This is a genomic window from Mangrovimonas sp. ST2L15 (assembly GCF_001280515.1).
Classification (GTDB): domain Bacteria; phylum Bacteroidota; class Bacteroidia; order Flavobacteriales; family Flavobacteriaceae; genus Mangrovimonas; species Mangrovimonas futianensis.
Genome location: NZ_LBIQ01000035.1, coordinates 324,101 through 338,743 on the forward strand (window position 1 = coordinate 324,101; position 14,643 = coordinate 338,743).

Annotated in this window: 15 protein-coding genes; 9 read left to right on the top strand and 6 right to left on the bottom strand. The window is 32.6% G+C overall.

What is annotated here, in order from left to right; translation table 11 throughout:
• The first annotated feature begins 8 nt into the window (after positions 1–8).
• Genes ZA07_RS16320 through ZA07_RS14540 form a run of 6 tightly spaced genes read left to right on the top strand, consistent with a single transcriptional unit; the run spans position 9 to position 5,571 of the window.
• The gene (locus ZA07_RS16320) at positions 9–659 is read left to right on the top strand and encodes a CatB-related O-acetyltransferase (RefSeq protein ID WP_053972479.1); all 651 of its coding nucleotides are present in this window, start codon (positions 9–11) and stop codon (positions 657–659) included.
• Between the two features lie 8 nt (positions 660–667).
• The gene (locus ZA07_RS14520) at positions 668–1,459 is read left to right on the top strand and encodes a glycosyltransferase family 2 protein (RefSeq protein ID WP_053972480.1); all 792 of its coding nucleotides are present in this window, start codon (positions 668–670) and stop codon (positions 1,457–1,459) included.
• Positions 1,411–2,442, top strand: a complete 1,032-nt coding sequence (locus tag ZA07_RS14525; RefSeq protein ID WP_053972481.1) for a glycosyltransferase family 2 protein — start codon at positions 1,411–1,413, stop codon at positions 2,440–2,442. Before ZA07_RS14520 ends, ZA07_RS14525 begins: the two co-directional genes overlap by 49 nt.
• Before the next feature lie 16 nt (positions 2,443–2,458).
• Positions 2,459–3,682, top strand: a complete 1,224-nt coding sequence (locus ZA07_RS14530; RefSeq protein ID WP_053972482.1) for a glycosyltransferase — start codon at positions 2,459–2,461, stop codon at positions 3,680–3,682.
• A 5-nt stretch (positions 3,683–3,687) separates the two neighbouring features.
• On the top strand, positions 3,688–4,659 hold the full coding sequence (locus ZA07_RS14535; protein WP_053972483.1) for a sulfotransferase: 972 nt from the start codon (positions 3,688–3,690) through the stop codon (positions 4,657–4,659).
• 12 nt (positions 4,660–4,671) lie between these two features.
• Complete coding sequence (locus tag ZA07_RS14540) at positions 4,672–5,571, top strand: hypothetical protein (RefSeq protein ID WP_053972484.1); 900 nt, start codon at positions 4,672–4,674, stop codon at positions 5,569–5,571.
• 10 nt (positions 5,572–5,581) lie between these two features.
• Here the strand turns inward: ZA07_RS14540 and ZA07_RS14545 are convergent, their stop codons facing one another.
• The 6 genes from ZA07_RS14545 to ZA07_RS14570 all read right to left on the bottom strand — a co-directional run bounded on the left by ZA07_RS14545 (position 5,582) and on the right by ZA07_RS14570 (position 11,712).
• A complete protein-coding gene (locus ZA07_RS14545) occupies positions 5,582–6,463 on the bottom strand; it encodes a hypothetical protein (protein ID WP_053972485.1) in 882 nt (293 codons plus the stop codon).
• Between the two features lie 4 nt (positions 6,464–6,467).
• Positions 6,468–7,904, bottom strand: coding sequence for an MBOAT family protein (locus ZA07_RS14550; RefSeq protein WP_053972486.1), 1,437 nt, complete (start codon positions 7,902–7,904; stop codon positions 6,468–6,470).
• A gap of 6 nt (positions 7,905–7,910) precedes the next feature.
• A complete protein-coding gene (locus ZA07_RS14555) occupies positions 7,911–8,669 on the bottom strand; it encodes a class I SAM-dependent methyltransferase (RefSeq protein WP_053972487.1) in 759 nt (252 codons plus the stop codon).
• A 120-nt stretch (positions 8,670–8,789) separates the two neighbouring features.
• On the bottom strand, positions 8,790–10,001 hold the full coding sequence (locus ZA07_RS14560) for a glycosyltransferase family 4 protein (protein ID WP_053972488.1): 1,212 nt from the start codon (positions 9,999–10,001) through the stop codon (positions 8,790–8,792).
• The gene (locus ZA07_RS14565) at positions 9,998–10,831 is read right to left on the bottom strand and encodes a glycosyltransferase family 2 protein (RefSeq protein ID WP_053972489.1); all 834 of its coding nucleotides are present in this window, start codon (positions 10,829–10,831) and stop codon (positions 9,998–10,000) included. The genes ZA07_RS14560 and ZA07_RS14565 overlap by 4 nt, the downstream gene beginning before the upstream one ends.
• A gap of 122 nt (positions 10,832–10,953) precedes the next feature.
• Entirely contained in the window at positions 10,954–11,712 is a 759-nt protein-coding gene (locus tag ZA07_RS14570; RefSeq protein ID WP_157492162.1) for a hypothetical protein, read from the bottom strand.
• Positions 11,713–11,926: 214 nt separating this feature from the next.
• Here ZA07_RS14570 and ZA07_RS14575 point away from each other — a divergent pair, with 214 nt between their 5' ends.
• The 3 genes from ZA07_RS14575 to ZA07_RS14585 all read left to right on the top strand — a co-directional run bounded on the left by ZA07_RS14575 (position 11,927) and on the right by ZA07_RS14585 (position 14,615).
• Positions 11,927–12,862 (top strand): glycosyltransferase family A protein, encoded by a 936-nt coding sequence (locus tag ZA07_RS14575; protein ID WP_053972491.1) that lies wholly within the window; start codon positions 11,927–11,929, stop codon positions 12,860–12,862.
• Positions 12,863–12,930: 68 nt separating this feature from the next.
• Positions 12,931–13,839 carry a glycosyltransferase family 2 protein gene (locus tag ZA07_RS14580; RefSeq protein ID WP_053972492.1) on the top strand — a complete coding sequence of 303 codons (909 nt, stop codon included), beginning with the start codon at positions 12,931–12,933 and terminating at the stop codon, positions 13,837–13,839.
• Entirely contained in the window at positions 13,836–14,615 is a 780-nt protein-coding gene (locus ZA07_RS14585; protein WP_053972493.1) for a class I SAM-dependent methyltransferase, read from the top strand. The genes ZA07_RS14580 and ZA07_RS14585 overlap by 4 nt, the downstream gene beginning before the upstream one ends.
• The last annotated feature ends 28 nt before the right edge of the window (positions 14,616–14,643 follow it).

The window sequence follows — 14,643 nt, forward strand, 5'->3', positions numbered from 1 at the left end:
GAATTAATATGTTTAAAAAGGTTTTAAAAGGATGGTTTAGAAGAATTATTATTGCATCAATTCCAGAAATTAAGGGGGTCTTAAAAAATAAATCTGGTTTAAGAATAATAAATACTACTCTGGGGAAATTTACAAAAATCTATCCTGAAGCCAGTTTACGAAATTGTGCTATTGGCGACTATACTTATATTTCAAAAAAATCAATTATCAGTAATACCGTTATAGGTAAATTTTGTTCCATTGGGCCGAATTTTTTTTCAGGTTGGGGTGTCCATCCTTCTAATGGCATCTCAACCCATCCGATGTTTTATTCTACCCTAAAACAAAATGGAATGACATTGAGTAGTATTGACAAAATAGAAGAAAAATTGACTGTCAAGATTGGTAATGATGTATTCATTGGTGCAAATGTTACTGTTTTAGATGGTGTATCAATAGGAGATGGAGCAATTATAGGTGCTGGAGCAGTAGTATCTAAGGATATACCTCCTTTTGCTATTGCTGTAGGTTCTCCCATTAAAATAATAAAATACCGATTTGAAGATGAGGTAATAGATAAGTTACTAAAATTGAAATGGTGGGATGAAGACGAAAGAATTTTAAAAAAAATAGAAGAAAACTTTTTTAAAGTGAATGATTTTTTAAAAAATTTAAATTAATTATTCAAATGCTAATTTCCATTATCACCATAAATTACAATAATGATGAAGGTTTGAAAAAAACCATGACCAGTGTGTTGGAGCAAACCTATGAGTTAATAGAATATATTGTGATTGACGGAGGCTCTACCGATGGGAGTGTGGAGGTTATAGAGCAAAATAATGACCAATTGGCCTATTCGGTGAGTGAACCTGATAAGGGGATTTATCATGCCATGAACAAAGGCATTGAAAAAGCTACTGGGGCTTACTTATTATTTTTAAATAGTGGCGACTGGTTAGTACACTCTAAAGTAATAGAAAATTTTGTTGCCTTTAAACCTGTAGAAGACATTGTTTATGGCGATCCTTTGGTAAGAAGTGGTAAAGGATGGAGTAGGAAATATATGCCCACAACTTTAAACATTGGAACTGTTTTGGTTAATACTCTAGCTCATCAAGCGGAGTTTTATAAACAATCGTTGTTTCAAGATGGTTTGAGATATGATACTAGTTATAAATGCAGCAGTGATAGGAATTTAACCATCCAAGCAATAATTTTCAAAAATGCCTCTTCTAGGTACATAGATTTGGTTGTTTGCTATTTTGAAAACCCTGGCATAAGTAGTGATTTTGAGTTAAGACATCAAGAACGTAAACGTTATTTACGGGAAAATTTTGACCCATATTTTTTGAAACTCCTCAAGGAATACAAAAAACAGAACAAAGCTTATAATAAATTGAGGGGTCATAGAATAGTTAAAATTGCCTTATGGCTACAGAAGCGAAAAGAAAGCCTACTATTAAAGAAAAGAATATGATTCAAAGTAATGTTTTAGTAAGCATTATCATCCCAACCTTTAATTCAAAGAATTATTTAAAGCAGGCAGTTAATAGTGCCCTAAACCAAACCTTTCAGCATATTGAAATAATAGTGGTGGATGACGGTTCTACCGATGGCACCCTAGATTTGTTTCCTGAATTTCAATCTCAAGGGGTTCAATGTTACAGTATACCTAACGGTGGCGCTTCTAATGCTCGAAATTTTGGTTTAGGCAAAGCTACTGGGGACTATTTTCAGTTCTTGGATGCCGATGATCTTTTGGTGCCAACTAAAATTGAAAAACAGATAAACCTCATGCAGCAGCATGATGCTGATTTATGTTATAGTCCTTGGATAAATTTTAAAAACACTTTGGAAGATGCCCAAAAGCAATTTCGTTTTACTTACTTAGAACATGATCAGGTTCGAACTGGGAAAGAACTAATGATTAGTTTTGGGATGGAGAACTGGTTTATACTTACCGTTTCTTGGCTGGTTAAAAAGTCCTTGATTACTAAAGCGGGTATATGGGATGTTAAAATATTGAACAATAATGATGGTGAGTATTTTTCGAGAATATTATTTTGGGCTGAAAAAGTAGTTTGTTGTAACGAAATCTTAGCTTACTATAGGCAGTTGCCTAATAGCTTGGGGAAATTAAATAGTGAAGCTAAGGTAAAATCATCTTTTAATAGTTACATTAAAATAGAAGCGTTATTGGTTGATTGTGATCCTTTATTGTTGAGCTATCCGAAACGCTTATATTACATGCAATATAGGCGAATAAGGAAAAGGTTTCCTAAATTAGCTAAGCGGGCTGCTAAACGGTTTGATGACATTAGGGCTCCCAGTTTTTTAAGTCAAAAAACATATTATTGGAGGTTTATCCAATGGTTTGGACTTTATCGTGGGGCACAATTTTATAATTGGTTGCAACCTATTTGGGCTCTTAAAAAAAAGAGCTTTCTATTGATTATTTGAAGTTATTTTAAATCTCATGAAAACCATTTGTTTTGTTGTGCCAGACTTTCCCAGTGTTTCTGAAACTTTTGTGGTCAATCAAATGATAGCGGCTAAAAACCGGGGATTTAATGTACAGGTCTTAACCCATAGGTTGGGATCTTTAGAACAATCATCACAGAAAGAACTTCTTGAAGCTCATGATTTATTGAAGGATACTTTGATGATTAATTATCATATTCCTGAAACAAAATGGAAACAGTTATTGTTGGGAGGGATTTTGGCTGTTCGATTTTTTAAATATTGGCGGCAATCCTTCAAGGGAACCTTAAGACATGGTCTATTAAACAGACCTTACTTGATTAGATTTTACAGAAAGCTTCAAGGCATTGATGTGTTTCATGTGCAGTTTGCCTCGGGAGGTATAGGTCTTGCGGAAATGAAGGAGGCAGGTCTCATTAAGGGCAAAATTATCACCACCTTTCATGGGCATGATGCCCATGTTAAAAACGCTAATGAACTAAATCATCTGAAACGTATATATAAAACCTTGTTTCAAGAAAGTGAACATGTAACGGTAAATACTCCTTATTTGGAGGATAAGGTTCTCGCATTGGGATGTAAAAGGGAAAGAATACACGTGATCCCAATGGGGGTTGATCTGGGTTATTTTAAGGGGGAAATAGGCAAGGAATTACCGCTTAAAGGAGCTGTAAGATTAATATCAGTTGGAAGATTCATTGAGTTTAAAGGTTTTAATTATGCCATTCAAGCTGTTAAATTGTTGATTGATCAAGGAGTGGAGGTGGTTTATACCATAGTGGGTGATGGGCCTTTAGATATTAGTTTGCGGCAACAAATAGAGGCTTTAGGGCTCAAAGACAAAGTTAAATTAGAAGGGAGGTTGTCTCAACAGGAGATTAAAAAAGAATTAGAAACCCATCATTTATATCTAATGTGTTCCATAACCGATTCTAAAGGACGTTGTGAGACCCAGGGGGTAGTAACAGCAGAGGCTCAAGCCATGGGCTTGCCCGTGGTTGCCTTTAATAATGGAGGCATTCCCTATACCATACAGGATGGTGAAACAGGGAGGTTGGTTAAAGAAAAGGATGCAGAAGCTTATGCTCAGGCTATTTTGACATTTTTAGAACAGCAGTCTCTATACAAGAAGATGAGTCTAAAAGCAAGAGACTTTGCTATGACTAATTTCTCATTGGAATTGATGACTGAGCGCTTTATTAATTTGTACAAAAATTAAAACTTATGACTAATTGGATTGCTCCAGAAGAAGACTTGTTACCAGATTTTATTATTGGAGGTGCTATGAAAAGTGGAACGAGTACGATTCACCGAATTTTAAGCAGTCACCCTAAAATATTTATCCCAAAAAAGGAGATTGGTTTTTTTGATATTGACAATATATTAGAACATAGTGATTTCAATTTTTACAATAATAAAAAGTGGGTTTTTCAATCTATGGAAGAAAATCCTAGGGTCATGTGGGATTGGTATCATAGCAAGTTTAGGGGTAAGGAATCTTTGTTAAAGGGAGAAGACTCAACTACCTATTTAGCCTCTAAAGTAGCCGCTAAAAGGATTGCCTTACAGAAGAAGGAAATTAAACTTATTTTTGTTTTAAGACAGCCAACCATGAGAGCCTATTCCAATTATTACCACCTATTACGAACGGGAAGAGCTACTTATACTTTTGAGGATACCTTAAGATTTAATCCCTTTTCTGTAGTCCATAGAAGTCTTTATAAAGACCAGATTGAAAATTACTTTAAATTTATTCCTAAAGAAAAAATTAAAATTATTGTATTTGAAGACTTAATCAGTAATCAACAGGTTGTTATCAAAGATTTGTGCGAATTTCTAAATATAGAGTTTGCTGAATTTCCCAAACAAGTCTGGGATAACCATACCAATAAGGCTGTGCTACCAAAAAGTACCAAGCTTCAAATTCAAAAAAATAATTTGTTACGTGGCTTGGGTAATATGAAATACACTAATGACTTGCCTTTTATCTGGGCTCAGGAAGAGAAAAACCGGCCATTTTTCGTTAAGGTAGTGAATAAACTTCATTCAAAATTAAATCCGAGAAAAGAGCAGGCGCCACCCGTAATAAACCCTGAAACCAAAAAATTTTTAGACACTTATTTTTATAATGAATTATTGGGCTTAGATGAGCTTGTTGAACAGGAGGTTTTAAGTAAATGGTTTTATAAAAAATAAATTTATCCAAGCATGAAACCTTTTATCTTCAAAACAGGTGTCTTTTTGTTTGTTTCTCTTTTATTACTGTTTGGCATTTTTTCAAAAGCCGATGGATACTCAGATTCTTTTTATATTAAGTTTACTACCCCAAAACAAAGCAGCTTAATTTTAGGTACTTCAAGGGCGGCACAAGGGTTGCAACCAAAAGTATTTGATTCTATCCTTAAAATAAAATTTTCTAATTATTCTTTTTCGGTAATACACAGCCCTTATGGTAGTACTTATTTAAACAGTGTTAAGAAAAAACTAGACGCTAGTTCAAAGCAAGGTATTTTTATAGTTACAGTAGACCCTTGGAGCTTGAGTAGTTTTACAAAAGTACCTGATGATTCTTTATCCTTTAGAGAGGTAAAATTGGCACTAGGAAATACCCCCGTTGTAAATATTAAACCTAATCCTTTTTATTTATTATTAAATAGGGAAGGCAGGTACTACGACTTAATAATTGATAAGCAATCAAATATGTTTTTACATGACAATGGGTGGCTTGAAGTTAATGTAGAGCTTGATTCCCTTACTGAAATAGAAAATGTTTCTAAGAAAGTTAAAAAGTACCGAGAAGGGATGCTTCAAAATGCTCAATTTTCACAAAACCGGTTTAAGTATTTGAAGGAAACGATTAAATTTCTAAAAGAAAATGGAGAAGTTTATTTAGTCAGGTTACCCGTGCATCCTAAAATGATGGAACTGGATGATTACTTAATGCCTTATTTTGATAAAGATATTGAAAGTGCTATTGATTTGAGTGACGGCTATCTCGATATAACATCGCTAAATACAGAATTTCATTATACTGATGGGAATCATTTACAAAAAGAGTCAGGAAAGGTTGTATCAACAATCATCGCTAACTGGATTGATGAGAAATAAATAATTCATATTACTCATTTTTCAGAGATTGTTTTTCGAACCAAACCGAGAATTTTCTAGCTCCTTTATAATTTATATGTTCAGGGTCTTTAAACTCTAAATCATCAACATTGAAGTCTTTAAAATCTAAGAAAGGAATCGTTCCAAAATGCGCTTTTCTATAGGCTTGAAATAGGTCTTCATAGTTGCGAGCATCAAATTTTTTATGGTAGGGTGATCTTACAAAAATTAATTGAATGTTTTTATCCTTTCCCAATGCTACCATTTTTTTAAGATATTTTATGTCATATTCCGAAAGCTGGATATCCGACATTTTATATTGTTTCTTTGGGTTGTATGTAATGGTGTCAAGAATAGCATGTATACGGGAGGCAGTGACATGCCTAAAACCACCAATGGAATCAATGTATTGGTATTGGTTTTCTTTGATGCGTTTTATGTTTTTGACTATTCCTTTTATCAGTTCTTGTTGATAAGCTAATGCATTGCTTGTAGCAAGTAAGTAATGATCTTGCCATTCAAAAAATGGGAGGTAATTTGGTATTTGATGTTTTCGCCATAGCTTGCTATCTTCCCACTTGAGTATGGTTTTGGGATTGAATTCAATAAAAACGGTATCTATTTGGGGATTTTGTTTTAATAGCTCTTTTAATTTTAGGTATCCATAAAAATAACAGTCCCCAGGGTCTGCCAAATTTTTAAAGTTTGAAATCAAGGAATCATTAAACGTGCCTGCAGGATGGGAGTTGCCTAAGACTATTTTGTTGATGTTAGGTTCTAGTTTGAAGTTAGCTTTTGAATTGATGACCCCATTACTCAAGCCCACTGATGCTAGAATACCTATATAAAGAAGGCTAAAAAAGAAGATTGTTTTTTTTGTAAATGCCTTCATTGGTTCAGAACTGAAAATAAATAAACGTTTTTTCGTTTTTACTAAACAAGAAAATGATAATGACCACGATGTAATAAAACGCCAGTCTCAAAGGCCGTTTCCATTTTAGACCCAGTGTTTCAATAGCATACAGATCTCTTCTTCCCAGCCACTCGATCCAAATGAAGATCATAAGGAGAACTAAAATATTTGTTGGTCTTATTTCAGGGATAGAAAACAGGGATTTATTGAATAAACCTTTTATGTATAAAATGGCTTGGTGCATGTTTTCTGCTCTAAAGAAAATCCAGGCAATAGTTGTTAACCCAAAGGTCCCCAACATGCTTAAGAATGACTTAAAGGAAGGCCATCTAGAGTGAGATGCCACCACATCCAAATGAGATCTATTTCTATGGGTCAACAATAATGGTAAAAAGTATATGGCGTTTAAAGCTCCCCATATAATGAAGGTCCAATTGGCACCATGCCAAAAGCCACTTATAATAAAGATGATAAATACATTTCTAATCACTTTTATTCTAGAGCCTCTACTGCCTCCTAGTGGAATGTATAAATAGTCTCTAAACCATGTGGAGAGAGAGATGTGCCACCTACGCCAAAATTCGGCGATGTCTCTAGAAAAGTAAGGAAATGCAAAGTTTTGCTTGAGGTTGAACCCGAAAAGTCTGGACGTACCAATGGCGATATCTGAATAGCCTGAAAAATCGCCATAAATTTGGAAGGCGAAAAATATAGCTCCTAAAGCCAAGGTGCTTCCTGAGAAATCTTGAGGCTCATTGAAAACTGTATTAACCACAGCAGCACAGTTATCTGCAATGACCATTTTTTTAAATAACCCCCAAAGTATTTGTCGCAACCCATCTACGGCTTTGGCATGCTGAAATTGTCTTCTAATGTAAAATTGAGGTAATAGGTTGGTGGCACGCTCAATGGGACCCGCAACCAATTGAGGAAAGAAACTAACAAAAGCGGCAAAGGCAATAATATCTTTAGTTGGCTCTAGTTTTTTTCGATATACATCGATGCTATAGCTCAATGTTTGAAAGGTATAAAAACTAATTCCTACAGGTAAAATAATGTTTAAATGTCTGACATTTAATTTGTGCCCAAAAAAGGAAAAAGCGGTTATAAAGTTTTCTAAGAAGAAATTATAATATTTAAAAAAGCCTAAAAAGCCCAAATTAACCAAAATACTTGTCCATAGTAAAGCTTTACGCTTAATTTGCCTGGACTCTTTTTGTAGAGAAAGGCCTATCGTATAGTCGACCAAGGTGCTAAAAACAATCAAGGATAAGAACCGCCAATCCCACCAACCATAAAACACATAGCTCGCTAAGACAATTAAAAGATTTTGTAGCCTTAAATTATTTTTGGTAACGATCCAATAAAGGAAAAAAATAATTGGTAAGAAAATAGCAAAATCGATGGAGTTAAATAGCATGGGTATTTAGTTTCTTAGAAATTTTCTTATTTTCTGAATGATGTAATATTGAATGGAGTGGGAATGGGAATATGTTATTTTTTTAGTTGATGTATGTTTGGTTTTTTGTGCCCATACCCAATCAGAATCTTCTTGAATTATAAAATTATCGTAATTGGAATGTTGCATAACCAACAGTTCAAAAATTTCCTTAATATGAGGTGTTGTCAATTCTTGTTGAGACATGCTTCTATGGGTTATCCCGTCAGTAGCATCTTTTCTTTTGTTTGCTCTTGCATAGGTCCATTTATAATCGTCCCAAATGATCCAACCGTTTTGATTCAATAACTTGTCACAAAGAAAAAATGAACTACTATCGATGGTCCAGTTTTTTGGCCCATCAATGATGATTAAATCATACTTTGGTTTGCAGATTTTATTCTCATTGGCGGAGCTAGATTTAATATCGTTATGCAAGAACCAATTGTATCCAGAGGTCATTCTGTGAATTTCTACATAGGTTTCCAAATCCAATGATTTAAGTTGTTCTTCTATGGAGGGTTTGAAACTGTCTTTGACCTCTAAAAGGTCTACACAAGTTAGCTCTCCTCCTCCAATTTCATCAAGTGCTGCAGCCATATAGCAACTGGCAGTGCCATGAGCAATGCCCAATTCCAAAATGTGTTTGGGTCTGTTTTTTATAATGAAATCATATAGAGATTTGGCGTTATTTTTTGAGATGTAAGGCACGCCTTTAACTTTTTGGTTTACTTGATCGAAAGTCATATTGAGGTGTTTAATAGCTTTTTTATCTAAAATTGGGGTGCTGCTAAGATTTTTAAATATAATAGTTATATTGTATTGTGATTTGATTTTTATTTCTTTTCTATGTTTTTTGTGACTAACTCATTTGGTTTTTACAATTATTCTTAAAATTCTATAAAGCATCATTTTTTTTCTAATTAAATCCACCTTAGAACTAAACAAATACTTTGAACTTATTAAAAGGCCTTGTTTGAAATTACCTTTTTGGAATAAGCTTATAGACTCTCTGGAACTATCATAAATTAATTCCTTTTTGCGTTGTTTTATAGCTTTCGTTTTTTTTTCTTTAAACCTCCAAGACCTTTTATTCTTTTTCTCCCACAATATTATAGCACTTCTATATAATTCTTCATATGAGTTTTTTTGTTGTTTCCAATCAAAAGATTTGATTAATAATTTGGTTTGATTGGCATAATCTAAATATTGCTTATTATTGTTTTTGAGAATAAGTATGCTTTTAGTAATAACTTTGATATTTCCTCTAGGGCATAAAATACCTCCTCCTTTAGATAAGGCCACAGATGCCATTCCTACGTCTGTAGAAACGACAGGAATTCCACAAGCCATTGCTTCTAATACAGGTAAAGGACCACCTTCGTAATCGGATGTACATAAATAAAGATGTATTTTTTCAAAAAATTTATGGGCATTTTTGTCAGAGGTTTGCCTAAAATGGGTGTATTTAATATTGAGACTTTCCATAACTTCATATAAATTTTCCCAACCATTTCCTTGTAAAATCAGTTCTACATTTTCATTTTTTTTTATTAATTCACTTAACACATCAAAGGCAACATCCAAACGTTTTCTATTATATTTTCCAGGATAAGATCCCATCATTCCTATTTTAAAAACACCTTCTCCGTGATAAAGGTTTATTTTTCTTCCTTTAAAGGATTCTATATTAATTCCTAAAGAGGCTAAAAATATAGGAGTATTTGTTTTTTGTCTTATAAAGCTTAACCATTCTGGTGCCACTACATGAATTAGAGTAGCCTTAGAGGCCTCTTCAATTTTTTGGAATTCTTCTTTACACACATGATGTATGGTGGAGATTTGAGGAATAGATATTTCCCTAAAAAATAGTTTGTAATTTTCGGCCAGATGAACAACATTAAACAACCAATGTATAACGTCTACTTTTTCTAGGAGTTCATTAAATTCATCAAAACGGTACTTGAACTCATGAATAGAAAAAAAATAGATTTCAAAATCAGGAAGTATTTTAACGAGTGCTTTGGCTATAGTACCTTCAGACCAATAAAAATTTGCTGTGACCAATAATATCTTCATAATTTAGAATGAAGCTTTTTCAAATAATGAATAAGGAGAATTTGCAATACAGAAAAATAATACCATCGCTTTTTAAAAACTTCCCAATGTATACGCTTATATTCTGCCTTTTTGAATGTAGTTTTTTTTGGATTATTCCTAACATTCCCGGAATGGCTTCGCATAAAGTTAAGTTTTTCGTTAACATAGCAAAAATTACAATTCTTTAGACATAGTTTAATCCAAAAATAAAAGTCACCAATTGTCTTGTAGTCTTTAACTTTCCTTATCAAAATAGCGTGTTTTTTTTTGATAACCGCACTACTAACATTTCGAATTATGCAATAATCTGGTAAGAAAAGTTTCAAAAAGTCATTTCCTTTAATCTTAAAATCACAAGATAATAAGTCTTTATATTTACGTTCTATTCGAGTAGTATTTCCAATATCTTTATCATGTTTATCAACATTAGTTGTTTTTGTGAAAACTACGTCAATTTTCTCATCAGAAGTAAAGACTTTCATGATTACTTCCAAAAAATTAGGTGAAGCGTAATCGTCACTTTCAGCTATCCATATGTAATCTCCTTTTGCCAAGTCAATTCCTTTCATCCATTGATTAAAAGGAGAGCCTGAATTTTCTTGATTGTACAGAATATTTGAAACCTTTGGGTGGTTTCTATAGCTTTCTATTATTGTTTTGCTCGAATCGGTAGAACAATCGTCTAAAATAATTACTTCATAGTCTAGATATGTTTGCTTTAAAATACTCTCTATACGCTGCTTTAAATACAGTTTATGATTGTAATTGGGTATTATAACTGAAACTTTAATCTTATTGTTTTTCAACATTATTTTACATTGAGTACTTCAAATAAAATACTTACTCTTTTATAAATTAAGTATTAAACTTAAATTATAATTTATTCAATTCAATGAAACCATTATTTTATGGCACTGAATGTAACTTTTTATTATGCATTTTCCTTTTTAAAATATGTTCTATGGTAGAAATAATGTTCTGATTTTACATTTTTCTTAATATCTGAATTACATAATGTAGGAGTTTGACTTGTAATAGCTATATCTGGCCACTCAATACAAGTTATTTTATACCCTTTTTTAAGAAAAAATTGACTTAATTCTATTTCCCCGTTGGTAATAATATGTCTTTTAATTTTCTCCTTTACACCAGGGAATTCATTATCAAGCATTTTTAAGAAATACATTTTTGAAATAAAGGAATAAGTCTGTACATGAGGTAAATCATTTCTTAAGCTTCTAGAAGGATGATCAGTGAAGTTAATTGTACTACCACTTATAGCAATCGACTCGAATTTTTCAAATTGTTCAATGAATTTTTTGTACCAATTTTTTCGAAAAGGACCATATCCACTCCTATTTTGAAAAAATATATAATCATTTTCAGTGGATATAGGTTTAATTTTTTCAAGCATCATTTGATATGAGCTAAAATCTCTACCAAGATTACTTTTATAAAAAATCTGTTTAAGCTCTATTGAACGATGATTCATGAACATAACTTTTATAATACACACAAAAATTTTATCAAAAAAATTCACATTATGAACCTTACTAATACCAATAAATAAAAATACTTTGTCAACCCCAGAGTCCATATTTTTTATTCGATTAAGATTCCTCAAATCTTTTAGATATAAGCGAGAATCATTAGCGGTTGCATAGCAATGAAAATATTTTCTAGTTGTCATTTATATATATTCAATCAATTATTAGTTGATCATAAATTAATAGTTTTAATATTGTTTGAGTCACACAACCAGTTCTATTGCAATTTAATTTTTTCTTAGAAAAAACCTATAAATTTTGAAGGTATTAAGAATTGGTTTTTAGATATCCATGTTTTGCTTAAATATGTTTTTATATTCGTAATAACTATTAATTTAATATGGATATAGCTAGTTAATGAATTACGGTTTAAGTATCATCACCCCCCATTATAATTATATAAAGGGGCTAGAGAAAATTTATTCTTGCTTGAAAGTGCAAACTCTTAAGAATTGGCAATGGGTTATTGTGGATGATTTTTCTGATGAAGCTATAGTAACTGCTACTAAAAAATGGTATCAGCAAATTAATGATGAGCGTGTGCTTCTTGTTTGCAATTCTGAAAAAACCAATGCATCAGTGTGTCGGAATCAAGGGGCAACTAAAGCAAGATTTGAAAGCCTGATATTTTTGGATGCTGATGACACAATTTCCAAAGATTTTGTAAAGAATCGACATTTGGTTTTTAATGATTTTGTGGTTTTTAAAAATTGGGCTGTTTTGGGTGCAGATGGTAGTCAAGTAAATAAGGGAACCAAAAGACAAGACTATTTAAACTGTTTTTTGAATGCTAAATTTATATGGCAAACGAGTACTATTTTGTGGAAGAAATCATTTTTTAATCAAATTGGGCAATTTGATCCCAATTTAGAGCGATTGCAAGATGTTGAGCTCTCTATTAGAGGGTTGCTTCTTGGTAATCAGTTTCAAGTGATAGATAATAAAATTGATTTTTATTACACTCCGAATCCAATTCGATCAAAAACAGACATAGTTGAAAGGTCTTGTCGGTCAGTAAATTATTTGATTTCAAAGATAGAACAGAGATACTCTTTGAATGCTAGCCAGATTAAATTGCTAAAGGCTTACTATTTTGCCTGTGTGAAAAATTTGCAAAGAACAAAGAATAGAAGCGATGTTGTTTTTGTCAAACAAAGTCTAATACTTTTTAGAGAGAAAAGGTTTATTAATTTTTATCAATCCGCCCAAGGAATTATTCTACTTTTTCTGTATCGGTATCAATTAATTTCTGATTCTTTATTTCTGAAATGGAATCGCTATTTATTCAAGTAAGCTGATGAAATAAATTTATGTCCTTGTAGACCTTTGTGTTTGGTTAAATCTCTATTATATTAGCAGGTATGATAGAAGTATCGGTTGTATTGCCCATTTATAACGGAGAAAAAACGCTTTGCAGTACGTTAGACAGTTTATTAGCTCAAACCTACAAGAATTTTGAAGTTATTGCTTGTATTGATGGCAGCCAAGACAATTCTGAACTGATCTTAAGGGAGTATGGGTCTCAGTTCAAAAAAATAACTATTCTAAAAAATGAATTAAACCGAGGTCTCGGACCAACAATGAACAGGTTAGTTCATGAGGCTAAGGGAAAATATATCGCCATAGCTGAACAAGATGATTATTACTATCCTGAACGATTACAGCTTCAAGTTGATGTCTTAAATAACAATCCGTCAATTGGATTGGTTTCTGGTATCGCTGAATTTTACAATGGTAGGGAGGTAGTAGGTAAATTTCCTGGGCTATTGGTTCGAGGGGAGAAGTACCCGCAAGGTGTTGAAATGTTTTTGCTCAACTATAGGAATCATCTAAAGGTTGTGAATAGTTGTATTATGTTTAGAAAGGACATCCATAAAGATAACGGACTGTATTTTTCTCAGCACTATCCTAGTATTAGTGTTGACTGGACTTACATTTTACGATTTTCACTTGTTTCAAACATACATGGTCTACCACAAGTTCTAGTACGCTTGGACCGCCGACCAGACCGGGATTCAGTAACTTCTAATAAAACAAAACAATTTAAAGCAACTAGGGAATTGCTTCGGGCTTTTGCTTATGAATTTCCTCAGTATATTAATCAAAGGGACTTCGACTATGCTATGAGAACACAATATCTTTTAGAATTAGGTCGAAAATCCAGCACGTCATATCTTTTTAACTGGTTTCAGTATTACTTAAAATGTCCAACAGATAGACGGTACATTAATAACATAACAAGTCGCATTCGTAGTAAATTTTTAAAATGATAAATCCTATAAAGCAATTTTTAGTTGAAAAGACCAAATTTTATAAGTTAGGGAAGGCCATAGATTCAGATGTTTATTTCACCAAAACTAAAGAGCTTTCTCAATTAGAGATTTTAAAAGCACCGAGACGTACCGAAATTATCAATTATTTTATTGGTTTCGTTGATGCACAGAGATATTTGGAAATCGGAGTTAGAAACCCTGAAAAAAATTTTAACCGACTTCAATGTCCTATAAAGTTTTCTGTAGATCCTGGTGTGGAATTTGAAGAGAACCCAGTTGATTTTAAGATGACTTCGGATTTGTTTTTTGAAAGGCTGGCAAAGAATGAATTAGAAATTAATCCTCAAGAAAAATTTGATGTGATCTTTATTGATGGTTTGCACTTGGCCAATCAAGTGGAAAAAGATATTTCGAATAGCCTTGAATATCTTTCAGAAAAAGGAGTCATCATTTTGCATGACTGTAATCCTCCTACTGAATACCATCAAAGGGAAACTTATGGTTTTATGTGGTCCCCAGCTAGATCTTTTTGGAATGGAACTACTTGGAAAGCCTATTATAAAGTAAGACACCAAAGAGATTTATTTACTATTTGTTTTGATTGCGATTGGGGAGTGGCGGTACTATCCAAGCATCCCTATCCGTTTTTTAATCAAATTCAGGATGGTATTCAAAACGAATTTTACGAATTTTCAATTTTAAATAAGTTTAGGGAAGAACATTTAAATTTGAGTTCATTTGATACTTGGGTTGAATCAACTAAATTAAAGTAATTTCTAGGTATTAATACTTATGAGAATA

What these genes read in the sequence shown, in the direction of transcription:
- ZA07_RS16320 (WP_053972479.1), top strand. Translation starts at nt 9, where the DNA reads ATGTTTAAAAAGGTTTTAAAAGGATGGTTTAGAAGAATTATTATTGCA.
- ZA07_RS14520 (WP_053972480.1), top strand. Translation starts at nt 668, where the DNA reads ATGCTAATTTCCATTATCACCATAAATTACAATAATGATGAAGGTTTG.
- ZA07_RS14525 (WP_053972481.1), top strand. Translation starts at nt 1,411, where the DNA reads ATGGCTACAGAAGCGAAAAGAAAGCCTACTATTAAAGAAAAGAATATG.
- ZA07_RS14530 (WP_053972482.1), top strand. Translation starts at nt 2,459, where the DNA reads ATGAAAACCATTTGTTTTGTTGTGCCAGACTTTCCCAGTGTTTCTGAA.
- ZA07_RS14535 (WP_053972483.1), top strand. Translation starts at nt 3,688, where the DNA reads ATGACTAATTGGATTGCTCCAGAAGAAGACTTGTTACCAGATTTTATT.
- ZA07_RS14540 (WP_053972484.1), top strand. Translation starts at nt 4,672, where the DNA reads ATGAAACCTTTTATCTTCAAAACAGGTGTCTTTTTGTTTGTTTCTCTT.
- ZA07_RS14545 (WP_053972485.1), bottom strand. Translation starts at nt 6,463, where the DNA reads ATGAAGGCATTTACAAAAAAAACAATCTTCTTTTTTAGCCTTCTTTAT.
- ZA07_RS14550 (WP_053972486.1), bottom strand. Translation starts at nt 7,904, where the DNA reads ATGCTATTTAACTCCATCGATTTTGCTATTTTCTTACCAATTATTTTT.
- ZA07_RS14555 (WP_053972487.1), bottom strand. Translation starts at nt 8,669, where the DNA reads ATGACTTTCGATCAAGTAAACCAAAAAGTTAAAGGCGTGCCTTACATC.
- ZA07_RS14560 (WP_053972488.1), bottom strand. Translation starts at nt 10,001, where the DNA reads ATGAAGATATTATTGGTCACAGCAAATTTTTATTGGTCTGAAGGTACT.
- ZA07_RS14565 (WP_053972489.1), bottom strand. Translation starts at nt 10,831, where the DNA reads ATGTTGAAAAACAATAAGATTAAAGTTTCAGTTATAATACCCAATTAC.
- ZA07_RS14570 (WP_157492162.1), bottom strand. Translation starts at nt 11,712, where the DNA reads ATGACAACTAGAAAATATTTTCATTGCTATGCAACCGCTAATGATTCT.
- ZA07_RS14575 (WP_053972491.1), top strand. Translation starts at nt 11,927, where the DNA reads ATGAATTACGGTTTAAGTATCATCACCCCCCATTATAATTATATAAAG.
- ZA07_RS14580 (WP_053972492.1), top strand. Translation starts at nt 12,931, where the DNA reads ATGATAGAAGTATCGGTTGTATTGCCCATTTATAACGGAGAAAAAACG.
- ZA07_RS14585 (WP_053972493.1), top strand. Translation starts at nt 13,836, where the DNA reads ATGATAAATCCTATAAAGCAATTTTTAGTTGAAAAGACCAAATTTTAT.